The sequence below is a fragment of the Amycolatopsis arida genome, from assembly GCF_900115565.1.
In the GTDB taxonomy this organism is placed as follows: Bacteria; Actinomycetota; Actinomycetes; order Mycobacteriales; family Pseudonocardiaceae; genus Yuhushiella; species Yuhushiella arida.
Genome location: NZ_FOWW01000001.1, coordinates 294,464 through 319,384 on the forward strand (window position 1 = coordinate 294,464; position 24,921 = coordinate 319,384).

Here is a 24,921-nt window from a genome sequence, read left to right on the forward strand (position 1 = left end):
GCCTAGCATGAACCGTCACCCAGCGCATCCGCCAACCGCCCCGTTCACCTGCCGGGAAGCGCTCACCAGCATGACAGATGACTGCGCAGAGTTAGTGATCTGACCACGAGTGGACGCACCCGATAGTGGAACAGACCACCCCCCGCCTTGCGCACCAGTCACAGGATCGTTACGGTTGGGTCCGCTTATCAGCCAATAGCGTGATTCGAATACCCCGACATACCGTGAGGGTGTGCCCGTTGCCGGATCAACAGAATTGCGGACTTCGGTAGAAGTACTGATTGCCGGAGGATGAACGGATCCAGTCCGGACACACCATGACGGCTGAGCACGGCGATAGGCGACTCCCCGCTTCCACAACTATCTCCCCGCAGGTGATTGCACATGTCGTTGGCTGACCGCCGGCATTTCTCGGAACCGGACGGCGTCGTCCCCACGCTGCGGCCACTGACCGCGTACCTGGCCGAGCGGGCCGGCTCCACCCGGCCCGCGTTCACCCACCTCGACCACGCGTCCGACCGGGACGGCTTCCGGCACACGGTGACCTGGGCCGAGCTGGCCCGGCGGGTGCGCGCGGTGGCCGCCGAGATCACCAGGACCACCACTCCCGGACAGCGGGTGGCCGTGCTCGCCCCGCAGGACCTGGGCTACGTGACGGCGTTCCTCGGCGCCCTGCACGCCGGCACCATCGCCGTCCCGCTGTTCGCGCCGGAGGTCAGCCAGCACGGCGGTCGGCTGGTCAACGCGCTGGCCGACTGCGCGCCCGAGGTGTGGCTCACCACGGAGCCGGCGTTCGACTCGGTGCGGGCCCTCGCCGAGCAGCAGCCGGTGCCGATGCCGAAGTCGATCCTCGCCGTGGACCGGGTGGACCTCGCCGCGGGTGAGGGGTTCAGCGCCCCCGAGGTCGACCTCGACGCGCCCGCCTACCTGCAGTACACCTCGGGCTCCACCCGCGACCCCGCCGGCGCGGTCATCACCCACCGCGCGGTGGTCACCAACACCTGGCAGGGCGGGTCCGCCTACGGCGTCGACGACACCTGGACCTGCGCCGGCTGGATCCCGTTCTTCCACGACATGGGGCTGGTGCAGTTGCTGTGCCTGCCGGTGTTCTCCGGCGCGCACTCGGTGTTCATGACCCCGTTCGACTTCATCATGCGGCCGGTGCGCTGGCTGCGGCAGATGTCGGAACACCCGAACGTCTTCACCGCCGCGCCGAACTTCGCCTTCGACTACACCGCCCGGAAGGTCAAGGAGGCCGACCGCGCCGGGCTGGACCTGGCCAACGCGAACGTGGTGATCAACGGCAGCGAGCCGGTGCGGCCGGACACCATCGCCCGGTTCCTGGCCGAGTTCGGCCCGTACGGCTTCCGCGCCGAGGCACACCGGCCGTCGTACGGCCTTGCCGAGGCGACGGTGTTCGTGACCAACACCCGCGACGAGGGGCCCACCATCACGGGCTTCGACCGCGCGGCGCTCGGCGCCGACCGCGGTGTGACGGTGCCCGCCGGCAGCCCCGGCGCGGTGGACCTGGTGGCCGCCGGCCGGCCGCACGGTCAGCTCGTGCGGATCGTGCACCCGCGCCACCGGACCCTGTGCGCCGAGGACGAGGTGGGCGAGATCTGGGTGCACGGGCCCAACGTGGCCGACGGCTACTGGCAGCAACCCGAGCGCAGCGCCGAGACGTTCGGCGCGACCATTGAGGACCCGGACGCGGACACCCCCGCGACCGGGTGGCTGCGCACCGGCGACCTGGGCCTGTGCCACGATGGCCTGCTCTACGTCACCGGCCGGATGAAGGACCTGATCATCATCGACGGGAAGAACCACTACCCGCAGGACATCGAGGCCACCGTGCAGGACGCGCACCCCGCCATCCGCCGCGACCACGTGGCCGCGTTCGCGGTGTCCTCCCCCGGGCAGGGTGAGGGCGCGGCCGTGGTGGCGGAGTACCGCCGGCAGGCCGACCCCACCCAGGTCGACGAGGAGGAGATCGTCCGCGCGGTGCGCCGTGCGGTGTCCGCGGAGCACGACGTGCGGTTGCGCGGCGTCATCCTGGTCCGGCCGGGCGGGGTGCCGCGCACGTCCAGCGGCAAGATCGCGCGCGCCGCGACCAGGCGGCGCTACTGGGATGACCAACAGCGCGTCGATCAACAGCGCGACGACCAGCGGCGCGACGACCGAGGGCGGCGGGAGCGGTAGTGGCCGAGCCGACGACCGAGGAGCTGCGCCGCTGGCTGGTCGAGCAGGTCGCCGCGGCGTGCGAGCTGACCGAGGCCGAGATCGACGAGCACCGGCCGCTGGTCGAGTACGGGCTGTCCTCCCGCAAGGCCGTCGAGCTGTCCGGCGAGCTGGAGGACCTGCTCGACCGCGCGCTGCCGACCACCCTGCTGTGGGACCACCCTTCGATCGCCGAGTTGGCCGCCGGGCTCACCGGTGAGCCCGCCCCGGCTCCCAGTCGGGTTCCCACCGAGCCCGCCCCGTCCCCGGCCGCCACCGGGGACGACGACGCGATCGCGGTGATCGGCGTCGGCTGCCGGTTGCCGGGCGGCGTGGCGGGGCCCGACCGGTTCTGGCGATTGCTCACCGAGGGTGGCAGCGCGATCTCCGAGCTGCCCGAGGGCCGCTGGGACGACTACCCCGACGCCCCCGAGGGGGTGAGCCGACGCGGCGGTTTCCTGCCCGACATCGCCGGGTTCGACGCGGAGTTCTTCGGCATCGCGCCGCGCGAGGCCGCGCGGATGGACCCGCAGCAGCGGATGCTGCTGGAGGTCGCCTGGGAGGCGGTGCAGCACGCCGGCATCGCCCCCGGCTCGCTGCGCGGCAGCGACACCGGAGTGTTCGTCGGGATCAGCGGCACCGAGTACGGCGCCCGATCGCTGGCCGACTTGTCCGGAGTGGACGCCTGGGCGGGCACCGGCGCGGCGCTGAGCATCGCGGCGAACCGGCTGTCCTACGTGCTGGACCTGCGCGGTCCGAGCCTCGCCGTGGACACCGCGTGCTCGTCGTCGCTGACGTCGGTGCACCTCGCCGTACGCAGTCTGCGCGCCGGCGAGTGCGGGCTGGCCCTGGTGGGCGGGGCGAACCTGCTGCTCGGCCCGGCGGTCACCGCGAACTTCGACCAGATGGGCATCACCGCCGCCGACGGCCGGTGCAAGCCGTTCTCCGCCGACGCCGACGGCATCGGCAGGGCGGAGGGCGCTGGCTTGGTGGTGCTCAAGCGGCTGGCCGACGCGCGGGCCGACGGCGACCGGGTGCTCGCCGTCATCCGCGGCACCGCGACCAACTCCGACGGCCGGTCCAACGGGCTGACCGCGCCGAACCCGGACGCCCAGCGGGCGCTGCTGCGGGCCGCCTACGACGATGCCGGCGTCGACCCGGCGACCGTCGACTACGTGGAGGCGCACGGCACCGGCACCCTGCTCGGCGACCCGATCGAGGCCCGCGCACTCGGTGCCGTGCTCGGCACGGACCGGCCGAGCGAGCGGCCGCTGCTGATCGGCTCGGTCAAGAGCAACCTCGGCCACCTCGAGGCGGCCGCCGGGATCACCGGGCTGATCAAGGTGGTGCTGGCCCTGCACCACGGCCGCGTTCCGGCCACGGTGAACTACGCCGGCCCCAACCCGCACATCCCGTTCGCCGAGCTGGGCCTGGCGGTGGTCGACGAGGAGCGGCCGTGGCCGACCGAAGGCGCGGCCGTGGCCGGAGTGTCCGGCTTCGGCTTCGGCGGGTCCAACGCGCACGTCGTGCTCCAGCGGGAGCGGCTCGCGCCCGAGACCGAGGCCAGTCCCCCGGCCTCCCGGACCCGGCTGCTGCTGGGCGCCCCCGACGCCACGCGGCTCGGCGCGCACGCCACCCGGCTGGCCGGCTGGCTGGCCGGGGAGGGCGCGGAGCTCGCCACGGCGGACATCGCGCACACCCTGGCCAGGCGGTTGGACGGCCGGTGCCGGGCCGCGGTCGTCGGCGGTAACACCGCCGAGTTGGTGGCCGGGCTGCGGGCGCTGGCCTCCGGCGAGGACACCCCGGCGCCGGTCGACGCGGCGCGGGGCGGCCCGGTGTTCGTGTTCTCCGGGCACGGGTCGCAGTGGGCCGGGATGGGCCGGCGATTGCTGGTCGAGGAGCCGGTGTTCGCCGCGGCCGTCGACCGGCTCGATCCACACATCCTGGCCGCGACCGGGCGCTCGCTGCGCGCCGACCTCGAAGCCGGGATCGACGCCCGCACGATGGACCACGTCCAGCCCCTGGTGTTCGGCATCCAGGTCGGGCTCGCCGACCTGTGGCGCTCGCACGGTGTGCGGCCGGCGGCGGTGATCGGCCACTCCTTCGGTGAGGTCGCCGCGGCGGTGGTGGCCGGCGCGCTCACCGAGGCCGACGGCGCGCGGATCGTGGCGCTGCGCTCCCGACTGCTCGCCTCGCTCGCCGGTGACGGCGCCATGGCGCTGCTGGAGGTGAGCGCCGAGGAGGCCGAGGAGCTGGTCCGCGACCTGCCCGACGTCGACGTCGCGGTGCTCACCGCGCCGAGCCAGACGGTGGTGGCCGGCAGCGCCACCCGGGTCCGCGAGATCGTGGCCGAGGTGTCGGCCCGCGGCCTGCTGGCGAAGCTGGTCAAGCTGGACGTGGCCGCGCACTCGCCGGTCGTCGACACGGTCACCGGCGCGCTGCGCGAGGAGCTGGCCGAGCTGTGCCCCGCCACGCCGGAGCTGCCCTGCTACGGCACCGTGCTGCCCGACCCGCGGCGGGAGCCGGTGTTCGACGCCGGCTACTGGGCGGCGAACCTGCGGCGGCCGGTGCGGTTCGCCGCTGCGGTGGCCGCCGCGGTCGCCGACGGGCACAGCACGTTCGTCGAGGTGTCCCCGCATCCCGTGCTGCGGCACGCGCTCGCCGACAACGGCGCGCCGGTGGTGCTGTCCACGCTGCGCCAGCCAGCGCCCTCCGGGGACGACGAGGTCACCCACTTCCACCGGCAGCTGGCCCGGCTGGAGCTGGCCGGGCAGGCCGCGCCGCGCGGCGGCGCGATCGTGGACGTGCCGCCGCTGCCGTGGCGGCACGAGCGGCACTGGCTGCCGCGCCCCAGCCTGGGCACCGCCCAGCGCCGGGACGAGCACCCGCTGCTCGGCGCGCACGTCGAGGTGCCCGACGACGGCCGGCACGTGTGGCGGGCCGACCTCGGCGCCGCCGCCCAGCCGTGGCTGTCCGACCACCGGATGGACGGGCGGCCGGTGCTGCCCGGCGCGGCCTACGTCGAGCTGGCCGGCGCCGCCGCCCGGGCGGTGTTCGACGTGCCGGCCGAGCGGGTCGCGGTCACCGGGCTGGTGATGCACGCGCCGCTGCCGCTGGCCGAGCACACCCCGGTGACCACCGTGCTGGTCCCCGGGGAGGGCGACACCGGCACGGTGACCGTACGGACCAAGCAGCCCGACGGAAGCTGGCTCACGCACGCCAGCGCCGAGGTGGCCGTCGTGCCCGGCACCAGCGCCGACGAGTTCCTGTCCGAAGTGGACACATCCGAGCTGCGCGAGGTGGCGGTCCGGCCGCTGTACGACCGGCTGGCCCGGCTCGGTGTGCGCTACGGGCCGGCGTTCGCCGGGATGACCACCGTCCGGGCCGGGCGGCACGACCAGGGCGGCCGGCTGTGCGCGGTGGCCGAGGTGGCCCTGCCGGAAGCCGCGCCGCGGCACCCGCTGCTGCGGCTGCACCCGGCGCTGCTCGACGCGTGCCTGCAGGCCTTCGCCGGCGCGCTGCTCGGCCCGGACCCCGCCGAGGGCCTCGACGGCGCCTACGTGCCGATGGAGTTCGGCGGCGTGCGGGTGTACGGCGACCCGGCGCTGGGCCGGCTGGTGCACGTGTCGGTGACCGCCCCCACGGACGGCGCGGCCGGCCTGCTCGGCGAGCTGCACCTGGTGGACGACCGCGGCCGGGTGCTGCTGGAGGTCACCGACGTCTTCGTCCGCTCGGTCACCGGTAGCGAGCTGGCCCCGCTGACCGAGCGGCTGCTCGAACCGCGTTGGCAGCCGGTGCCGGCGCCCGAGGGCCGGCGGCCGGCGGGCCCGGTGCTGGTGGTGTCCGACGGTCCGACGCCGCTGGCCGGCGCGCTGGTCGCGGCCGGGGTGGACGTCCGGGGCGGCGACGTGGACACAGTGGACGGTCTCTCCGCGGTGGTGGTGCCGCTCCCGGACGTGCCCGAGGGCGAGGCGGCGCTGGACGCGGCCGAGCGGGCGGTGCTGACCGTCGGGGACGCCGTGCGCGCGCTGGTCGAGCGCGGCGCCGGTCGCCCGCCCCGGCTGGTGCTGGCGACCGCCGGTGCCGCGGCCGTGGCCGGCGAGCCCGGCCGGCCGGCCCTCGCCGCGCTGCGCGGTCTGGTGCGGGTGCTGGCCTACGAGCACCCGGAGCTGACCACCACGCTGGTCGACCTCGACCCGCGGGCGGACCTGGCCGAGCGGGCCGCCGCGCTGGCCACCGAGCTGGCGGCGACCGCCGCCCCTGGTGACGACGAGGTCGCCTGGCGCGGCGGCGAGCGGTTCGCGCTGCGGCTGGGCTGGGTCCCGCCGGTGCCGGCCGACTCCACCCCACCGGTTCGTCCCGAAGGCGGCTACGTGGTCACCGGTGGCCTCGGCGGGCTCGGCCTGCTGCTGGCCGAGTGGCTGGCCGAGCACGGCGCCGGCCGGATCGTCCTCAACGGACGGTCGGCACCGCGGCCGGAGGCGACCGCGGCCATCGAGCGGATCACCGCGCGGGGCACCGACGTCGAGGTGGTGCTCGGTGACGTGGCCGAGCCCGGGGTGGCCGAGCGGCTGGTCGTGGCGGCGGGCCGGCTGTGCGGCGTGGTGCACGCGGCGGCCGTGTTCGACGACCGAACCACCACCCGGCTCGACGCCGACACCCTGCACCGGTGCTGGCGGCCGAAGGCACGTGGGGCGTGGCGACTGCACGAGGCCACCCGGGGCAGGGAGCTGGACTGGTTCGTCGGGTTCTCCTCCGGGGCGGCGCTGCACGGCCTGCCGGGGCAGCCGGCCTACGCCACCGCCAACGCCTACCTCGAGGCGCTGGTCGCCCTGCGCAGGGCCGAGGGCCTGCCCGGCTGCACGGTGTCCTGGGGCACCTGGGCCGAGGTCGGCGCCGCGGCCGGCGTGGAGGTGCCGTGGCTGCACCCGATCCGGCCAGCGGAGGGCCTCGCCGTGCTCGCGGCCGTGCTGGCCGAGGATCGGGCGAGCACCGGCGCGCTGCGGCTGAACGCCCCGCGGCTGCTCACCGCGTTTCCGAAGCTGGCCGAGCTGCCCTTCTTCGCCGAGCTGCTCGGTGACTACGTGGTGGCCGACGAGAGCACCGACTGGCCCGGCCCGGACGGGTTGCGGGCGCTCGAACCGGCCGCCGCGCGGGACGCCGCGGCCGGCCAGCTGCGGGCCCGGGTCGCCGGGGTACTCGGCTTCCCGGCCGAGCGGCTGGACACCACCGCGCCGCTGCCCGCGATCGGCGTCGACTCACTGCTCGCGGTGCGCATCCGCAACGCCGTGCAGCACGACTTCGGCCTGTCCCTGCCGGTGTCGCTGCTGCTGCGCGGCGCGAGCGTGGCCGAGGTGGAGCAGTGGCTGCTCGACGAGCTGGGCCTGGGCACGGCCGACCGGCCGGCGCGCACCGAGCTGCTGCGGGTGCCGCCGCGCGACGCCGCGGAGCGGCTGGTGGCCAGCGCATGGCGGGACGTGCTCGGCAGCGACGTCGGCGTGACGCAGGACTTCTACGGCGTCGGCGGCACCAGGGCCAAGGCCGAGGCGGTCACCGCGCTGCTGGTGGAGCGCAGCGGCCGGGAGCTGACGATGTCCGAGCTGTTCGAGCACCCGACGGTGGAGCGGATGGCCCGGCACCTGCGCGAGGACGAGCGGACCGGCTCGCCCGTGCGGGTACTGCGGGCCGAGGGCGGCAGGGCGCCGCTGTTCTTCTGCCACCCCGGTGGTGGCGACACCGCGGTGTACCGGCAGCTCGTGCAGCTGCTGGACCCGGAGGTGCCGGCGTACGGCTTCGACCGGCTGGACGGCGTCGCCGACGTCGAGGACCGGGTCCGCCGCTACCTGCCCGAGCTGCGGGCGATCCAGCCGGCGGGTCCGTACCGGATCGCCGGGTGGTCGTTCGGCGGGTTCCTCGCCTTCGAGCTGGCCCAGCAGCTGCGCGGGGCGGGTGAGCGGGTGGAGCTGCTCGCGCTGATCGACCCGATCCTACCGCTGCCCAACGAGACCGGACTGTCCGAAGTAGAGCTGACGGAGCGGAGGTTCGCCCGGTTCGCGGAGTTCCTCGAGACCAGCTACGGGCGGAGGGTGCGGCTGCCGTACGAGCGGCTGGCCCGGCTCGGCGACGAGGACCAGGTGCAGCTGCTGATCGAGACCATGCTCGCCGAGGGCCTGGTCAACACCGAGGTCAGCGACGCGATCCTGCGGCACCAGCGGACGTCGTTCCTGGACGCCCGCTCGCTGGAGCGGTACCGGCCGGAGCCGTACCCGGGGCGGGTGGTGTTCTTCAGCGCGGCCGAGCAGGTGCCCGGCGGGCTGCGGGACCAGCGGTTCGACCGCACCGACCCGGCCCGCGGCTGGGACGCCTACTGCCCGGATCTCGAGGTGATCACCGTGCCCGGCCACCACCTCTCGCTGCTGGATCCGCCCACTGTGGACCACATCGGCAAGCACCTGCACAACCTGCTCACCGTCACCGCCCGGCCGGTCGGCTCGCGGGGAGCGTGATGGGCGGGCTGCGGGTGCTGGCCTCGGCCGGCACGGGGGCGAACGTCCGCGAGCTGCGGTTGTTCTCCCCCGCGCTCGGCCGGGAGGCCGAGGTGGTGCTGCTCGTGCCGGACGGCCCGCCGCCGCACCCGGTGCTGTACCTGCTGCACGGCTCGTCCGACGACCACCGGTCCTGGCTGGCGCACACCGACGTCGCCGCCCGCGCCGCCGGATCGGGGGTGCTGGTGGTGCTGCCCGAGGCCGGGCGGCTCGGCTTCTACACCGACTGGCGGGTGCCGGACCGGCGGGGCACGGTGCCCCGGTGGGAGACTTTCCACCTGGTCGAGCTGCGGGAGCTGGTGGAGCGCGAGTTCGGCGCCGGCGGAGCGCGGATGGTCGCCGGGTTGTCGATGGGTGGCTACGGCGCGTTGCGCTACGCGATGCGGCATCCGGGGATGTTCCGAGCGGCCGCGTCGCTCAGCGGGCTGATGCACCTCACCCGGCCGGGGATGGCGGCACTGCTGGGCGCGCTGTCCCTGCGCGAGGGGATGCGCCCCGGCCGGGTGTGGGGGCCGCGGCGGACCTGCCGGGACGAGTGGGCCGCCAACGACCCGTACCTGTGCGCGGAGTCCCTGCGCGGCACCAGGGTCTACCTCGCCGCGGGCGACGGCCGGCGGGTGCCCGGTGAGGAGCGCGTGCCAGGGATGGGGCTGGTGGAGCGCTACTCCCGGGCGATGAGCGAGGATCTCGCGACGCGGCTGCGCGAGCTCGGTGGAGACGTCACGACCCGGTTCGGGCCCGGCACCCACTTCTGGACCACGTGGCGGCGGATGGTCACCGAGCTCTGGCCGTACGCCCTCGACGTGCTCAGGGAGTGAGCACGGCCTAGCGCACGCTCCGGATGGGCAGGACGAGCGCGGCGCCGACGAGCGCGATCGCCCCGGCGGTCAGGTAGAGCACGGTGTAGCTGCCGAGCGTGGCGATGATCCCGCCGGCGATCGCCGGCGCGAACGCCTGCGGCGCGGTGTTGGCGAGGTTGACGATGCCCAGGTCCTTGGCGCGGTCCCCGGCGGCCGGCAGCACCTGGGTGATCAGCGCGTTGTCGATCGCGACGTAGACGCCGTAGCCGAGGCCGAGCACGCCGGCGGCCACCACGACCGCGCTCCACGTGTGCCAGACCGACAGCATCAGCATCGACACCGCGATCACCACCGAGGACACCACGACGAAGACCTTGCGCCGGCCGCTGCGGTCGGACAGCCGGCCGGCCAGCACGCTGGTGGCGAGGATGCCGGCGGTGTAGACGAGGGTCAGCACGAACACGCCGCGCGCCGGGTCGGGCAGCCGCAGCACGTCGCGCAGGAAGTAGAGCAGGTACAGCGTGGCGATCGAGTTCGCCAGCTGGATCGCCAGCCGCGCGACGGCCGCCCAGGCGAAGTCGGGGTGCTGGCGCGGGCTGATCCAGAAGCTCCGGACGAACCGGCGCAGCGCGAACGGCGGACGCGCGCCGGGCGGCAACCGGGGGTCGCGGGTGGTGAGCACGAACGGCAGCGCCAGCAGCACGACCAGGCCGGCCAGCAGCAGGTAGCCGCCGATGCGGGTGGGCACCACCGTGGTCACCAGCAACACGCCGAGCACCACCCCGAGCGGCAGCGGCAGGCCGACGAAGGCGGACACGAAGCCGCGCTGGCGCACCGGGACCTGGTCGGGCACGGTGGCGGTGAGGCCGGCGAACATGGCGTTCTGCGCGCCCTGCGCGGCCATCCAGAGCAGCGCGACGCCGAGCACCGTGGCCTGCGCGGGCAGCGCGGCCAGCGCGAGGCCGCAGACCACGGCGCCGCCGAGGATCCACGGCCGGCGTCGGCCGAGCCGGGACGTCGTGCGGTCGGACAGCGCGCCGGCGATCGGCGCGGCGAGGATGGCGACGACCGCCGCGCAGGCCGTGACCACCGCGAGGCTGGCTTCCTTGCGCTCGGGCGCGATGTCCGCGATCTGCAGCGGGAGCAGGATCTGGATCGGCGTGATCACCGCCATGGAGAACCCGAGCACGGCGGCGGACAGCTTCAGCGTCCAGCCCATGCCGACGGGCACTGTGGGTTCGCGGAGTGCGGCCTCCGCCCGTCCGGTGCCCCTGGTCACGCCACCGAGCCTATCCGGTGCTCCGGTGCCCGGCCGGTGGCACGGGCTCGGCGAGGAACACGGCGACGCCGTCGAGCACCCGCCGGAGACCGAACTCGAACCACGCCCGCACGGCGTCGGGGGCGGGCGGCGCGACCAGGCCCCGCTCGACCAGGGCCGCGAGCGCCGGATGCCGGGCGGCTGCGGTGCGGGGCAGCGCGGCGGACCGGGCCGACCACCATCGGCCACCGGTCACGCCGGTGTCGCGCACCGCCGCCGACTCGGCCGCCGACAGCAGGGCCATGCCCTGGACGTAGCCGCTGACCAGCAGATACAGCGCGAACGCGGCCTCGGGGTCGACGCGGTCGCCGAGCGCGGCGAGAGTCCGGTCGACGGCGGCGAGCACGCCGGGGCCGAGGGGTGGTCGGGTGGTGGCGAGGACGGGCAGTATCCAGGGGTGGCGCTGGTAGAGCGCCCATTCCTGGCGGGCCTCGTGCTCCAGCCGCGCTCGCCAGCCGGTCGCTGGCTCCGGTGGCGGGCGGTACTCCGCGAGTACGGTGTCGGCCATGCCGGCGACCAGGTCGTCCTTGCCGGAGACGCGGCGGTACAGCGACATGGCGGGCAGGCCCAGGTGGGCGGCCAGGGCGCGGATGGACACCGCCGCCAGCCCTTCGGCGTCGGCGAGCCGGACGGCGACGCGGACCACCGTGGCGCGGTCGGGGACGTGGTCTGGTTTCGCGCGGTGGTCCGGCGCGATCCGGCGGACCGGCCTCGGGCCGCCGTCCTTGCGGGCACGGTAGGCCCGAGCCTGGCAGGCCCGGCCGCAGTAGCGGCGCGGCCGCCGCGGCCGGATCTGGGGATCGGTTCCCCGCACTGCGCGCAACGCCCCACGGTCGCCCCTTTTCGTCACGGCACTTTTCGTGACGTAAAAGCTAGCGGACCGGTGTGGTGGATGGAAACGTCGGCACCGTTGGTACGGCGTACGAAAGGAGAGGTGATCGATGAGGACGGCGCGGCGGGAGGACGTGATCGTCCGCGTGGCGGGGCCCGACGAGCTGGCCCAGATCGCGGAGGCGTTCGCCGACGAGGCCGTCGCGCGGTGGGTGGCGCCGGAGATGGCGGCGCTGGCGTCGACGTACCGGGACTTCCTCGCCGAGGCGCTGCGCACCGACGAGGTGATCGTCGCCGAGGCGGGGGACGGGATCGTCGGGGTGTCGGTGTGGGTCGACATGCCGTCCGCCGAGCGAGCCCGCCAGGACGCGGCGCGGGTCGCGGAGCTGGCGTTGGAGCGGCCGGAGCCGGCGTACCAACGGATGGCCACGGTGCTGGGGCGGGTGGCGGAGCGGCACCCCGAGCGGCCGCACGTGTTCCTGTCGTCGATGGGGGTGGTGCCGGCCGGGCGGGGCCGGGGCGTGGGCGGCGGGATGCTCCGGTACCGCCTGGAGCGGGCGGACGACGAGGGGCAGCCGGCCTATCTGGAGGCCAGCACCCAGGACAGCCAACGCCTGTACACCCGCCACGGCTTCACCCCGTACGGCCCCCCGATCCTCCTTCCCGACGAAGGCTCCACCCTCCAACCGCTGTGGCGCGAGCCCAGGAGCTGACGAGCCCAGCGGCCAACCACCGACGGAAACGGCGAACACAGCGACGCGAAGCGCGGACACGTGTGCACAGAGCGCGGACACGTGTGCACAGGGCGCGGGTTAGCGGGGGGCGATGGCGATGGCGCGTTCGACGAGGCTGCCGAAGTAGAGCTGGCCGTCCTTCTCGCGGACGGCGGTGAGCACGTGGAAGCCGTCGATCTCGCCGGTGCGCTCCCGGACGACGCGGCCGTCCGGCGCCACGCCGAGCACGCCGACCGTGCGCCCCAGGCCGGGTTGTAGCCACACCGGTGCCCGGCGCACCGTGGCGCGCAGCGGCGGGGGCAGCCGCCGCACCACGTCCAGCGCGGCGACTCGCGGGCTGGCCTTGGCGACCCAGATCAGGCCGTCGCTGCCGGTGGAGATGTTGTCCGGGTAGGCGGGCAGGTCGTCGAGGAACACGTCGGTGGTCCCGGCCCGGTCGCCGGTCAGCCACGCCCGCCGCACCCGGCACGCCCCGGACTCGGCCACGGCCACGAACGACTCGTCCGCGGCCAGCGCGACGCCGTTGGCGAACTGCAGGCCGCCGAGCAACTCGTCGATCGTGCCGTCCGGCGCGCGGCGCAGCAGGCGCCCGCTGCCGGTCTGCTCGATGAGGTCCTCCCGCCACCGCGGGATCGGGAACACCGCCGAGGAGTCGGTGAAGTAGACGGTGCCGTCGGCGGCCACGGCCGCGTTGTTGGTGGCCAGCAACCTGCGACCGGCGGCCTCCGTGGCCAGCGTCCGCGGCTCGCCACCGTCGCGGGACACGGCCAGCAGGCCGCGGTCGCAGTCGCAGATCAGCAGCTCGTCCGGTCCGTACAGCTCCAGGCCGAGCGGCCGACCCCCGGTGTCGGCGATGGTGTCGATCCGCCGGCCGTCCGGGCTGATCCGCAGGATCCGCCCGTCGGCCACGCCGGTGTAGATCCGGCCCTGCTCGTCGACCACCACGTCCTCCGGCCCCTCACCGTTGACCGGGACCAGCCGCACCCCCGTGAACGCCACCTCTACCTCCCTGAACCGACGTGAACCGAACAGAACCGACCGACCACGAACGACACGACGGAAACTACCGGTAGCTGAGCAGCTCGCCCGCGTCGCCATCGAAGTGCGCGTGCTCGTTGAACGACACCAGCGAGAGCCCACCGCGGCCGGAGACGACCTTGGTGATGCTCGCGTTGGCGGCGACCCGGCTGAGCCGCGGGAACGCCTCCGGCGCGCCGAGCAGTTGAGCGCCGAGCGCGGCGATCACGCCGCCGGAGGTGAACACCACCGCGTGCTCACCCCGGCCCAGCGCGCCGACGACATCGTCGAGTGCCTCGCGGACCCGCGTCGTGAACGACGGCCAGCTCTCCGCGCACGCGCTCGTCGCGCCGGCGTCGACCCAGCAGGTCAGCGCCGCGTCCAGCGCCCGCTGGAACGCCCGCGGGTCCTCCCCCGGCATCGACCCCCCGTAGGCGTCGAGCACGTCCAGGTGGTCGTACTCGTTCCACCGCGGATCCTCCTTCGCCACCAGCCCGGACCGCAGCTCCGCCAGCGCCGCCTCGGCGGTGCCCCGCTGCCGCGCCATCGACCCGCAGCGGGCCTCGGCGAGCCGCACCCGCCGGCGGCGCAGCTCGGCACCGACCGCGACCGCCTGCTCCCGGCCGCGGTCGGACAGCACGTCGTAGTCGGCGGCGCCGAACGACGCCTGGCCGTGCCGCACCAGGTAGATCGCGCCCATCAGCCGAGCTTCCGCAGCAACCGGGCCGGCAGCACCCGCACCAGCGCGCTCAGCGGCGCCCACGGCAGCGCCGGGACGTAAGCCCGCGCCGGCTCCCGCTCGATGGCCCGCACCAGTGCCCGCGCGCCCTGCCCCGCGTCGGCCAGCAGCGGCGTCCGGCCGGCCCGCCCGGTCATCTCCGACTCGATGTAGCCGGGCAGCAGGCAGGTCACCGCGATCGGGGTGTCCAGCGTGTCCACCCGGATCCCCTCGGCCAGCACGGCGATGCCCGCCTTCGACGCGGCGTAGGCGGTGAGGTTGCGGGGCATCCCGCGCAGCGCGCTGAACGACGAGACGACCACCAGGTGACCGGCGTTCTGCTCGCGAAGGATCTCCAGCGCCGCCTCGCACTGCGCCAGCCCGGCGACGAAGTTCGTGCAGACGGTGTCCCGGTTGGCGTCGAACCGGCCGGACCCGATCGGCTGCCCCTTGCCGAGCCCGGCGTTGACGATGACCCGGTCCAGCGTGCCCAGCTCGGCGCGGAACTCGCGGAACACGGTGAACACCTGGTCGTGGTCGTTGACGTCGAGCTTGCGAGTGACGATCACGGCGCCCGCGTGCCGCTCCCGCAGCTCGGTGGCCAGCGCGTCGAGCCGGTCGGTGCGCCGGGCGCACAGCGCGAGGTGGTGGCCGCGGGCCGCGAACTGCCGGGCCATCCCCTCACCGAGGCCGGAGCTGGCCCCGGTGATCACGATGTTCCTGCGGAAGGTCATGCCTCATCGTGGCACCCCTACCGGCTGGTAACAACCCGGCGACCCGGTGACGGCGGGCGCGGTCGCCGCCACCGGGATCGCCGGGCTCTCCAGGGAAACGTGGAGCTGGGGTTACCGAGGCGCCACGTGCAGCAGCCGGTCGGTCGTGCCGGCGCCGGGGTCGCGGACCTTGCCGGCGGTCGCGCCCGCGGTCAGCGCCTCGGTCACCTGCTCGGGCGTGGCGTCGGGGTGGTCGGCCAGGTGGAGCGCGGCGGCGCCGGCCACGTGCGGCGCCGCCATGGACGTCCCGCTCAGCGGCTTGTCCGTGCCCCCCGGCCAAGCCGAGGTGATGTCCACGCCCGGCGCGTAGAGGTCGACCACGGCGCCGGTGTTGGAGAACGAGGCCCTGCGGTCGGTGGAGTCGCTGGCCGCGACGGTGATCGCCTCGCGCACCCGCGCCGGCGAGAAGTTCCCGGCGTCGGCGCGGCTGTTGCCGGCGGCCACGGCGAAGGTCACGCCCTTCGCGATCGCGCCGCGCACCGCCTCGTCCAACACCTCGTCCGCCCCGCCGCCGAGACTCATGTTGGCCACGGCCGGCCCGCCGGCGTGCTCGGCCACCCAGTCGATGCCGGCGACGACCTGCTCGGTGGTGCCGGCTCCGCTGGCGCCCAGCACCCGCACCGGCACGATCCGCACGCCCTTGGCGAGGCCGTACTCCGCGCCGCCGATGGTGCCGGCGACGTGCGTGCCGTGCCCGTGCTCGTCGGCGGGGTCGTCGTCGTTGTCGATGACGTCCCGGCCACCGGACACCCGGCCGCCGAACGTGGGGTGGTCGGCCACCACGCCGGTGTCCAGGACGTACGCGGTCACGGTGTCGGCCTCGGTCGGGTACGTGTAGGAGCGGTCCAGTGGCAGGTCTCGCTGGTCGACGCGGTCCAGGCCCCACGACGGCGGGTCCGGCTGGGTGTCGAGGGCGTGCAGCGTCTGGTTGCGCGCCACGTAGGCCACCCCGGGCGCGGCGGCCAGCCGGCGGGCCTGCTCCTCGCTGGCGTGCACCGCGAAGCCGTGCAGCGCGCTACCGAACGTGCGGGTCAGCCGCGCGCCGACCTTGGTGACGAGACCCTCCGCCGTGGCGGCCAGCCCTCGGACTCCCGCGTCCCGGTCCAGCACGACCAGATAGCTGTCCGGAACGGTTCCGGCGGTCACCGTGCCCAGGAGCGCGCCCTCGGCCGCGTGCGCGGGCCCGCCGCCCGTCGCGCCCAGTGCGGTGATCCCGGCGAGCGAGAGCGCGCCGAGCGCGCGGAACCATCGCGAGTTGCCCATTCGCCTTCCTTCCTCGTCGGCGATCTGCGCGGCAACCGCGATGCCCGCACCGGGGAGCGCGCTCGGCGCCCCGGCCCCTCGACCCCGGGCCACCCACCGTCACCGTCCCGCCATGCAAGCGTCGGGCGGGTGGTGCGGGCAAGGTTTCCCACTTACCAGTACTAGGCCGATCGGAGTAACGTGACCGGGTGATGGCAGACCGGGATCCGGCCTCCGCGGGGGACCGGCCGGATCCACCCGGTGATCCCACCCCCACCACCTTCGCGGCGGCGCTGCGCGCGGCGATCGCGGCCAGCGGGCTGAGCCTCGACCGGATCCAGGCCAGGCTGCAGCGGCACGGCGTCGCGGTGAGCGTCACCGCGCTGAGCTACTGGCAGTCGGGCAAGCGCCGCCCGGAGCGGCCGTCGTCGCTGGCGGCGGTGCGCGCGCTGGAGGAGATCCTCGACGTGCCGCCGGGCGCACTGCTCGGCCAGCTCGCCCCGCTCCGGCCCCGCCGGCCGGCCGCCGCCCGCCGCGCCGCCCCGGAGCGCCCGCTGGCCTTCCCGCCCGACGCGTTGCGAACGCTGCTGGCCGAGGTCGGCGCGCCACACGCGCTGCGCCGACCCCACCTGCTCGACCTTGTCGCGCTGCACGACCGGTGCGAGCTGGCCGACGACGGCGGGCAGCGCGCGGTGGCTAGCAGGGCGGTGTTCCGGGCCGCCGCCGACGGCCAGGACCGCTGGCTGCTGGTGTACTCGCAGGACAGTCCGGAAGCGAGGCCGCCGGCGGTGGACGCCCAGCGCAACTGCTCGGTCGGGCGGGTGGCGCACGACGCCGAGCACGGGCTGACGGTCGCCGAGCTGCTGTTTCACCGGCCGGTGGACCGGGACGAGACCTACCTCGTCGAGTACACGGTGACCAACGCCGGGCCGCCCTACCCGCAGGGCGACCGCACGCACTACCGCGAGTTCCGCCGCCCGGTCCGGGAGTACCTCCTCGAGGTCCACTTCGGACGGGCGAGGCCGCGGCGGTGCTGGCGGTACTCCCGCACCGGTCCCGGCGAGCCCGAGGCCCGCCGGGACCTCCGGGTCGACGCCGGGGGCGCGGCCCACGCCGTCGCCCTCGACTTCGGCCCCGGGGTGTTCGGGATCGCGTGGAGCCCTACCTGAGCTTGGTGCGCAGCACCTTGCCGGTGGCGTTGCGCGGCAGCTCGTCCAGGAAGGCCACGTCCCGCGGCACCTTGTAGCGGGCGAGGTTGGCCTTCACGTACTCGCGCACCGTCTCGACGTCCAGGTCGGCGCCGGGCGCCGGGACGACGAACGCCTTGAGCCGCTGCCCGAACTCGTCGTCGGGCACCCCGACCACCGCCGCCTCGAGCACGTCCTCCCGCTCGACCAGCAGGTTTTCCACCTCGATCGGGAACACGTTCTCCCCGCCGGAGACGATCATCTCGTCGTCCCTGCCGTCGATGAACAGCAGCCCGTCCTCGTCGACGTGGCCGACGTCACCGGTGGACAGCAACCCGTCGATCATCTCCTTGGTGCGGCCGTCGGTGTAGCCGCCGAAGCTCAGCCCGCTGCCAACGAACACCCTGCCGGTGACGTCCGGCTGGGTGATCCGGCGGCCCGCCTCGTCGTAGAGCGCGACCCGGCAGCCGACCGGTGGCCGGCCCACCGTGCCCGGCGCCCGCCGCCAGTCCTCCGGGGTGGCGACCGTGGCCACCGCGACCTCGGTGGAGCCGTACAGGTTGTAGACGACGTCACCGAAGAGCTTGGTCGCGCGGTTGCCGAGGTCCGGCGAGAGCGCCGACCCGGCGACGAAGACGATCCGCAGCGACGAGGTGTCGTACCTGTCCAGCACGGCGGGGTCGAGGTCGACGATGCGCTGCAGCATCGTCGGCACCAGCACCAGTGCGGTGCAGCGACGCTCGGCCACGCCGCGCAGGGTCTCCTCCGGGTCGAACCGGCGGCGCACCACCACCGTGCAGCCCAACGCGAAGGACAGGATGAACTGGGACAGGCCGGTGCCGTGGAACAGCGGGGCGGCGATGTAGGTGCTCTCCCCCACCCGCAGCGGGACGCGGTCGAGGAACTGCGCCGAGTCCAGCGCCGAGACGTGCGGCCGCGGCGCGCCCTTCGGGGTGCCCGTGGTGCCGCTGGTCAGCAGCACCATGCCACCCGGCCGGGGCGGCGCGGGCAGCGGCCGGTCGTCGGTGCTGGCGACGAGCTCGTCGAGCACCGGGACGGACGGGTCGGCCCGCTCGGTGCCGGGGTCGACCCAGGACAGGTAGCGCTCGACCGCGGGGTCGACCGCGTCCAGCAGGTCGGTGAACTCCTGGTCGTACACCAGCGCGCCGACCTTCTCCCGCGCGGCCACGTCGGCCAGCTGCGGCTTGGCGAACCCGGTGTTCATCAGCAGCAGGCGGGCGCCCAGCTTGCCGGCGGCGAGCATCGCCAGCACCAGGCCGCGGTGGTCCCGGCACAGGGTCGCGATCACCGAGTCGGCGGTGAGGCCACGCTCGCGCCACGCCCTGGCCAGCGCGTCGGACCGCTGGTCGAGCTGCTTGAAGGTGAGTGGACCCAGCTCGTCGACCAGGCCGACCGCGGTGGGGTCGCGGCGCGCGGCGATCTGGGTCGCACCGGCGAACGGGCCCATCCGCCGCACCGCGACCACCGCTCTGAGGCCCTCGTCCAGCCGGGGGAACGGCACCAGGCCGGCCCGCCACAACACGCCCACGCTGCGGACCGTCTCCGGCACCTTCTCGGCGAGCGCCGACAGGCTGGGCGGTTTTCTCATCCGGCACCTCCGTTGCTGGCCGACGAATCCATACCGTACTGCCGGTATGAACGCCGGTCGACAGTATCCGACCGGCCGGCCCCTGCTCCACCCCTCGCGCGGCGCGAACCCGCTTTCCGTCCGGTTGTGCGCACGCCGATGTCGGTCCCGGCGCGCAGAATTTCGACGTGCACATCATCGTGGCCCGGGACGCCGACGGCGTCCACTCCCTGCGGCCATCGGCTGGGTTGCCCGGGCTGCCCGGGCTGCCCGAGCTCACCGGGCTCGACCCCGCGGCACTGGCCCGCCAGGTGGCCGAGTGGGAGCGGGCGCACCGACCGCGCTGGGTGTTCGCCAGCGTGGAGCGGGACTACCCGGTGCTGCTCGGGGCCGGGGTGCGGGTGCGGCGGTGCCACGACCTGGCGCTGGCCGAGGGGTTGCTGCTGGCGCACGAGGGCCGGCACGGCGAGCCGAGAGGGCTGGCGGCGGCCCACGCCAGGGCGCGCGGGCTGCCGGTGCCGGCGGACGTCGACCCGGGGCATCCCGACGTGGTGGACCAGCCGGCGCTGTTCGACCCGCGGGGCTCGGGCCTTCCCCACGAAGTGCGGGTGGCCGACGCGGCCGAGCTGGTGCTCGCCGAGCAGCGCCGGCGGGTGACCGGTGCCGCGCACCCGGAGCGGCTACGGCTGTTGGTGGCGGCGGAGTCGGCCAGCGCCCTCGCCGCGGCGGAGATGTCGGCCGACGGGTTGCCGTGGCGGGTTGACGTGCACGCGGAGCTGCTCACCGAGCTGCTGGGGCCACGGGCGCCGGCGGGGCAGCGGCCGCGGCGGCTGGCCGAGCTGGCGGAGCGGATCTCGCGGGCGTTCGGCGGGCGGCCGGTGAACCCGGACGCGCCGGCGAGCGTGGTGCGCGCGTTCGGCCGGGCGGGGATCGAGGTGCCCTCGGCGCGGGCGCACGTGCTGCGGCGGGTGGACCACCCGGCGGTGGCGCCGTTGCTGGAGTACAAGGAGCTGGCCCGGTTGCACTCGGCGCACGGGTGGGCGTGGCTGGACGAGTGGGTGAGCGACGACCGGTTCCGCCCCGTGTACGTGGTGGGCGGGGTGGTGTCCGGGCGGTGGGCCAGCCGGGGTGGGGCGGCGCTGCAGATCCCGAAGACGCTGCGCGGGTGCGTGCGGGCCGACCCGGGGTGGCGGCTGGTGGTGGCCGACGCCGCGCAGCTGGAGCCGAGGGTGCTGGCGGCGCTGTCCGGCGACCGGCGGCTGGCGGAGGTGTCGGCGGCGGTGGATCTCTATTCGACCCTGGCTTCGGTGATGTTCGCCGGGGTGCCCGCGGCCGACGACCACAGGTCGAAGGCGAAGGTGGCGATGCTGTCGGCGATGTACGGCGGGACCGCGGGCGACGCGGCGGCGTCGCTGGCGTTGCTGCGCCGCCGCTTCCCGCTCGCGGTGTCCTATGTGGAGCAGGCGGCACTGGCGGGCGAGCGCGGGGAGCGGGTGCGGTCGCGGTTGGGGCGGACGTCACCGGCGCCGTCGGCGGCGTGGCGGGCGCTGACCGGGGGCGGGGACACCGGCGCGGAGGACCGGGCGCGCCGCGCGGCCCGCGACTGGGGGCGGTTCACCCGGAACTTCGTGGTGCAGGCCAGCGCGGCGGACTGGACGGCGGTGCTGCTGGCCACCCTCCGGCGGCGGCTTCCCACGCCGGCGCACCTGGTCTTCTTCCAGCACGACGAGGTGCTGGTGCACACCCCCGCCGAGCTGGCCGAGGAGGTCGCGGGGTGCGTGGCGGCCGCCGCGCGGGAGACGACGGAGCTGGTGTTCGGCGCCGCCTGTCCGGTGCGCTTCCCCCTGCCCGCCGCCACCGTCGAGTCCTACGCCGACGCCAAGTGACCCCAGGGCCATGAATGGGCCACTGACGGGCCATGGACGGGCCACTGACGGGCCACTGATCCGCATCGAGACCCATCGTGGAGATCCGGGCGTCGCGGTACCCACCAGGTCAGGCCGCGGCGGTGTCGAGGGCGCGGAGGATGCGCTTCACCGACACCGGATACGCGGTGCGCAGGGTCTGCGCGAAGAAGCTCACCCGCAGCTCCTCGAGCATCCAGCGGATCTCGGCCAGCTCGGGGCTCGGCGGGGCCTCCGGCGGCAGGGACGCCAGCACCGACCGGTACTCCTGCTCCACCCACCGCACCTCACGCAGCAGCTCCACGTCCCGGGCGGGGTCGGTGGGCAGCTTCTCCAGCCGCCGCTCGATCGCCCGCAGGTAGCGCACCAGGTCCGGTAGCCGCGCGTGGCCGGCCTCGGTCACGAACCCCGCGTGCACCAACCCGGCGAACTGCGCCCGCACGTCCGCCAGCGACTCCGGGAACGTCCGGTCGTCGAGCTCGGCCAGCCGCGCCTCGACGTCGTGCGCGGCGAGCAGCACCCGCTCCACCTCGCGCAGCACGTCGAGCACCACCCCGTTCACCCCGGCGCGCACCGCGGCCAGCAGCGTCGCGAACCCGGCGTCGTCCCACGCCGGCCCGCCGTTGTCGGCCATGAGCGTGTCGATCGCGCACCGCACGCAGTCCTCGAGCAGCTCGGCCACGCTCCCGTGTGGGTTGCGGCCGAGCACCAGCTTCGACCGGTTGCTCAGGTTGCGGTTGAGGAACTTCATCGGCGACGGCAGGTTCAGCCGCAGCAGCCGCCGGGTGCCCGCCCACATCTCCTGCCGCTGCCGCCCCGGCGACTCCAGCATCCGCACCGCGACGCTGTCGCCCTCGTCCACCAGCGCCGGGTACGCCTTCACCGCGTGCCCACGCCGCTCGCCCTCGAACACCTTCGGCAGCGCGCCGAACGCCGGCTCGCGCAGGCCGGTGCGCTCCATGCTGTCCGCCGCCGCGGAGATGCTCGCCCGCAGCTTCCCGCTCAGCCGGCGCCGCAGCTCGTCGAGGTCCTTGCCCTCGTCGACCCGCCGGCCGCGCTCGTCCACCACCCGGAAGGTCATCCGCAGGTGGTCGGGCACCGCGTCCAGCCGCCACTCCCCCGGCGGCACCGCCACCCCGCGCAGCCGGCGCAGCCGGTCACCCAGCACCGCCAGCAGCGGGCCGTCGGCCGGGCCGGCCTCGGCGAGCACCTGCGCGGCCGTGTCCGCGGCGGGTACGAAGTTCCGCCGCAGCTGCTTCGGCAGCGACTTGATCAGCGCGGTCACCAGGTCGTGCCGCAGCCCGGGCACCTGCCAGTCGAAGCCCTCCGCACGCACCTGGTTGAGCACCGGCAGCGGGATGTGCACGGTCACCCCGTCGGCGTCGGCGCCCGGCTCGAACTGGTAGGTGAGCGGCAGCCGCAGCTCGCCCTGCACCCACTCGTCGGGGTAGTCGGCCGCGCGCACGTCCTCGGCCGCGTCGGTGACCAGCATCGACTTCTCGAAGCTGAGCAGGTCGGGCTGCTCCCGGCGGACCCGCTTCCACCACGAGTCGAAGTGCCGGGCGGAGACCACCTCCTCGCCGACCCGCTGGTCGTAGAACTCGAACAGCGTCTCGTCGTCGACGAGGATGTCCCGGCGGCGGGCCCGGTGCTCCAGCTCCTCGACCTCGGCCAACAGCGCCCGGTTCTCGGAGAAGAACCGGTGCCGGGTGTCCCATTCGCCCTCGACCAGCGCGTGCCGGATGAACAGCTCGCGGGAGGTCGCGGGGTCGATCCGCCCGTAGTTCACCTTCCGCCCGACCACCAGCGGAACGCCGTAGAGGGTGACCCGCTCGTTGGCCATCACCGCGCCCCGCCGGCGTTCCCAGTGCGGCTCCGAGTAGGCGCGCTTCACGACGTGCCGGGCCAGCGGCTCCACCCACTCCGGCTCGATCCGCGCCACCACCCTGGCCCACAGCCGGGACGTCTCCACCAGCTCGGCGGCCATCACCCAGCGCGGCTGCTTCCTCGCCAGCGTCGAGCCGGGGAAGATCGCGAACCGGGCGCCGCGCGCGCCGAGGTAGTCGCCCTTGACCGGGTCCTTCAGACCGATGTGCGAGAGCATCCCGGCGATCAGCGCGGTGTGCACCCGCTGGTAGTCGGCGGCCGCGGAATCCCCCTCGGCGAGCGCCGCCGGGGCGTTCACGGTGATCCCCAGCGGCTTGGCCAGCCGGCGGAGCTGGCCGAAGATGTCCTGCCACTCCCGCACCCGCAGGTAGTTGAGGAACTCCGCGCGACACAGCTTGCGGAACTGGTTGCCGGACAGCTCCCGCTGCTTGGTGTTGAGGTACTCCCACAGGTTCAGGAACGCCTGGAAGTCGGAGTGGGGGTCGGCGAAGCGCCTGTGCTGGGCGTCGGCCGCCTGCTGCTGCTCCGCCGGCCGCTCCCGGGGGTCCTGGATGGACAGTGCGGCGGCGATCACCATCACCTCGCGCACGCAGCCGTGTCGGTCGGCCTCCAGCACCATCCGGCCGAGTCGCGGGTCCACCGGGAGCTGCGCGAGCTTGCGGCCGATGCCGGTGAGCCGCCGGCGCGGGTCCCGCGCGTCGGGGTCGAGCGCGCCGAGCTCCTCCAGCAGCGCGACGCCGTCGGTGATCTGCCGCCGGTCCGGCGGCTCGACGAACGGGAAGGACCCGATGTCGCCCAGCCCCAGCGCGGTCATCTGCAGGATGACCGAGGCGAGGTTGGTGCGCAGGATCTCCGGGTCGGTGAACTCCGGGCGGCTGGCGAAGTCCGTTTCGGCGTACAGCCGGATGCAGATGCCGTCGGAGGTCCGCCCGCAGCGCCCGGCGCGCTGGTGGGCCGACGCCTGCGACACCGGCTCGATGGGCAGCCGCTGTACCTTCGTGCGGTGGCTGTACCGGGAGATCCGCGCGGTGCCGGGGTCGACCACGTACTTGATGCCCGGCACGGTCAGTGAGGTCTCCGCGACGTTCGTGGCCAGCACGATCCGCCGCCCCCGGTGCGGCTGGAACACCCGGTGCTGCTCGGCCGCGGACAGCCGCGCGTACAGCGGCAGGATCTCGGTGTTCGGCAGGTCCTGCCGCGCCAGCGCCTCGGCGGTGTCCCGGATCTCCCGCTCGCCGGACAGGAACACCAGGATGTCCCCCGGCCCCTCGGCGACCAGCTCGTCCACCGCGTCCAGGATGGCCTGCACCTGGTCGCGGTCCGGGTCCGCGCGCTGATCAGCGTCGGGAGCCGCGTCGTCGACGATCGGCCGGTAGCGGACCTCGACCGGGTAGGTGCGGCCGGAGACCTCCACGATCGGCGCGGGCTCGCCGTCCACCGCGAAGTGCCGGGCGAACCGCTCCGGGTCGATGGTGGCCGAGGTGATGACCACCTTGAGGTCCGGCCGGCGGGGCAGCAGTTGCTTGAGGTAGCCGAGCAGGAAGTCGATGTTCAGGCTGCGCTCGTGCGCCTCGTCGATGATGAGCGTGTCGTACTTCCGCAGCAGCCGGTCGTGCTGGATCTCGGCGAGCAGGATGCCGTCGGTCATCAGTTTGACCAGCGTGTCCTCACCTACCTGGTCGGTGAAGCGCACCTGGTAGCCGACCACGCCGCCCAGCTCGGTACGCAGCTCGGTGGCGACCCGCTCGGCCACCGTGCGGGCGGCGATCCGCCGCGGCTGGGTGTGCCCGATCGTGCCGCGCACCCCGAGGCCGAGCTCGAGGCAGATCTTCGGCAGCTGGGTGGTCTTGCCCGAGCCGGTCTCCCCCGCGACGATCACCACCTGGTGATCGCGGATCGCCGCGGCCAGGTCGTCGCGGCGCTGGCTGACCGGCAGCTCCGGCGGGTACTCCGGGGTCGGCACCGCGGCCCGCCGCCGGTCCACCCGCCGCCGCGCCGCCTCGACGTCGGCGGCGATCTTGGCGAGCACGCCCCTGCGGTCGTGGGCGCCGTCGAGCCGGCGGCGCAGCCGGTGCTCGTCGGCGATCATCAGGTCGGGCAGCTCGGCGCGCAGGTCGTCGGCCGTCAGCTGGGGGGATCGCGTGGACATACGGATTCCAC

The 24,921-nt window shown here is 74.7% G+C and carries 14 protein-coding genes; 6 read left to right on the top strand and 8 right to left on the bottom strand.

Translation table 11 applies throughout. The annotated features are described in order from the left end of the window. Nucleotides 1-384 precede the first annotated feature (384 nt). The 3 genes from BM051_RS01440 to BM051_RS01450 are packed head-to-tail and all read left to right on the top strand — an operon-like array spanning nucleotide 385 to nucleotide 9,580. A complete protein-coding gene (locus BM051_RS01440; protein ID WP_092526702.1) occupies nucleotides 385-2,199 on the top strand; it encodes a fatty acyl-AMP ligase in 1,815 nt (604 codons plus the stop codon). Continuing rightward, nucleotides 2,199-8,723 (top strand): type I polyketide synthase, encoded by a 6,525-nt coding sequence (locus tag BM051_RS01445; RefSeq protein ID WP_092526705.1) that lies wholly within the window; start codon nucleotides 2,199-2,201, stop codon nucleotides 8,721-8,723. Before BM051_RS01440 ends, BM051_RS01445 begins: the two co-directional genes overlap by 1 nt. After that, a complete protein-coding gene (locus BM051_RS01450) occupies nucleotides 8,723-9,580 on the top strand; it encodes an alpha/beta hydrolase (protein WP_092526708.1) in 858 nt (285 codons plus the stop codon). The genes BM051_RS01445 and BM051_RS01450 overlap by 1 nt, the downstream gene beginning before the upstream one ends. Before the next feature lie 7 nt (nucleotides 9,581-9,587). On the opposite strand, the gene BM051_RS01455 is transcribed toward BM051_RS01450, so the two are convergent. Both BM051_RS01455 and BM051_RS01460 read right to left on the bottom strand, forming a co-directional pair. Then, a complete protein-coding gene (locus BM051_RS01455) occupies nucleotides 9,588-10,841 on the bottom strand; it encodes an MFS transporter (protein ID WP_243859875.1) in 1,254 nt (417 codons plus the stop codon). Nucleotides 10,842-10,851: 10 nt separating this feature from the next. Continuing rightward, the gene (locus tag BM051_RS01460) at nucleotides 10,852-11,694 is read right to left on the bottom strand and encodes a TetR/AcrR family transcriptional regulator (RefSeq protein ID WP_243859889.1); all 843 of its coding nucleotides are present in this window, start codon (nucleotides 11,692-11,694) and stop codon (nucleotides 10,852-10,854) included. 127 nt (nucleotides 11,695-11,821) lie between these two features. Between BM051_RS01460 and BM051_RS01465 the strand changes: the two genes are divergently transcribed. Next, nucleotides 11,822-12,424: a GNAT family N-acetyltransferase gene (locus tag BM051_RS01465; RefSeq protein ID WP_092526717.1), complete on the top strand. Its 603-nt coding sequence runs from the start codon at nucleotides 11,822-11,824 to the stop codon at nucleotides 12,422-12,424. Nucleotides 12,425-12,523: 99 nt separating this feature from the next. Here the strand turns inward: BM051_RS01465 and BM051_RS01470 are convergent, their stop codons facing one another. From BM051_RS01470 to BM051_RS01485, 4 genes are all read right to left on the bottom strand, one after another. Then, a complete protein-coding gene (locus BM051_RS01470) occupies nucleotides 12,524-13,444 on the bottom strand; it encodes an SMP-30/gluconolactonase/LRE family protein (protein WP_243859877.1) in 921 nt (306 codons plus the stop codon). A gap of 64 nt (nucleotides 13,445-13,508) precedes the next feature. Beyond that, on the bottom strand, nucleotides 13,509-14,162 hold the full coding sequence (locus tag BM051_RS01475) for a histidine phosphatase family protein (protein ID WP_092526723.1): 654 nt from the start codon (nucleotides 14,160-14,162) through the stop codon (nucleotides 13,509-13,511). Further along, entirely contained in the window at nucleotides 14,162-14,914 is a 753-nt protein-coding gene (locus BM051_RS01480) for an SDR family oxidoreductase (protein WP_092526726.1), read from the bottom strand. Before BM051_RS01480 ends, BM051_RS01475 begins: the two co-directional genes overlap by 1 nt. Before the next feature lie 111 nt (nucleotides 14,915-15,025). Further along, on the bottom strand, nucleotides 15,026-16,216 hold the full coding sequence (locus BM051_RS01485) for a S8 family peptidase (RefSeq protein WP_092526729.1): 1,191 nt from the start codon (nucleotides 16,214-16,216) through the stop codon (nucleotides 15,026-15,028). 191 nt (nucleotides 16,217-16,407) lie between these two features. Here BM051_RS01485 and BM051_RS01490 point away from each other — a divergent pair, with 191 nt between their 5' ends. Continuing rightward, the gene (locus BM051_RS01490; protein ID WP_243859891.1) at nucleotides 16,408-17,364 is read left to right on the top strand and encodes a hypothetical protein; all 957 of its coding nucleotides are present in this window, start codon (nucleotides 16,408-16,410) and stop codon (nucleotides 17,362-17,364) included. Here the strand turns inward: BM051_RS01490 and BM051_RS01495 are convergent. Beyond that, nucleotides 17,357-18,991: an acyl-CoA synthetase gene (locus tag BM051_RS01495; RefSeq protein WP_092526732.1), complete on the bottom strand. Its 1,635-nt coding sequence runs from the start codon at nucleotides 18,989-18,991 to the stop codon at nucleotides 17,357-17,359. The two genes, BM051_RS01490 and BM051_RS01495, sit on opposite strands and share 8 nt — an antisense overlap. Before the next feature lie 167 nt (nucleotides 18,992-19,158). Between BM051_RS01495 and BM051_RS01500 the strand changes: the two genes are divergently transcribed. Continuing rightward, nucleotides 19,159-20,856 carry a bifunctional 3'-5' exonuclease/DNA polymerase gene (locus tag BM051_RS01500; RefSeq protein ID WP_092526735.1) on the top strand — a complete coding sequence of 566 codons (1,698 nt, stop codon included), beginning with the start codon at nucleotides 19,159-19,161 and terminating at the stop codon, nucleotides 20,854-20,856. A gap of 109 nt (nucleotides 20,857-20,965) precedes the next feature. Here BM051_RS01500 and hrpA read toward each other — a convergent pair whose 3' ends face one another. Then, complete coding sequence (gene hrpA / locus BM051_RS01505; protein ID WP_092526738.1) at nucleotides 20,966-24,910, bottom strand: ATP-dependent RNA helicase HrpA; 3,945 nt, start codon at nucleotides 24,908-24,910, stop codon at nucleotides 20,966-20,968. Between the last annotated feature and the right edge of the window lie 11 nt (nucleotides 24,911-24,921).

Excerpts from the sequence above, each read along its gene's own strand:
- BM051_RS01440 (WP_092526702.1), top strand. The coding sequence starts at position 385 with ATGTCGTTGGCTGACCGCCGGCATTTCTCGGAACCGGACGGCGTCGTC.
- BM051_RS01450 (WP_092526708.1), top strand. The coding sequence starts at position 8,723 with ATGGGCGGGCTGCGGGTGCTGGCCTCGGCCGGCACGGGGGCGAACGTC.
- BM051_RS01465 (WP_092526717.1), top strand. The coding sequence starts at position 11,822 with ATGAGGACGGCGCGGCGGGAGGACGTGATCGTCCGCGTGGCGGGGCCC.
- BM051_RS01475 (WP_092526723.1), bottom strand. The coding sequence starts at position 14,162 with ATGGGCGCGATCTACCTGGTGCGGCACGGCCAGGCGTCGTTCGGCGCC.
- BM051_RS01480 (WP_092526726.1), bottom strand. The coding sequence starts at position 14,914 with ATGACCTTCCGCAGGAACATCGTGATCACCGGGGCCAGCTCCGGCCTC.
- BM051_RS01485 (WP_092526729.1), bottom strand. The coding sequence starts at position 16,216 with ATGGGCAACTCGCGATGGTTCCGCGCGCTCGGCGCGCTCTCGCTCGCC.
- BM051_RS01490 (WP_243859891.1), top strand. The coding sequence starts at position 16,408 with ATGGCAGACCGGGATCCGGCCTCCGCGGGGGACCGGCCGGATCCACCC.
- BM051_RS01495 (WP_092526732.1), bottom strand. The coding sequence starts at position 18,991 with ATGAGAAAACCGCCCAGCCTGTCGGCGCTCGCCGAGAAGGTGCCGGAG.
- hrpA (WP_092526738.1), bottom strand. The coding sequence starts at position 24,910 with ATGTCCACGCGATCCCCCCAGCTGACGGCCGACGACCTGCGCGCCGAG.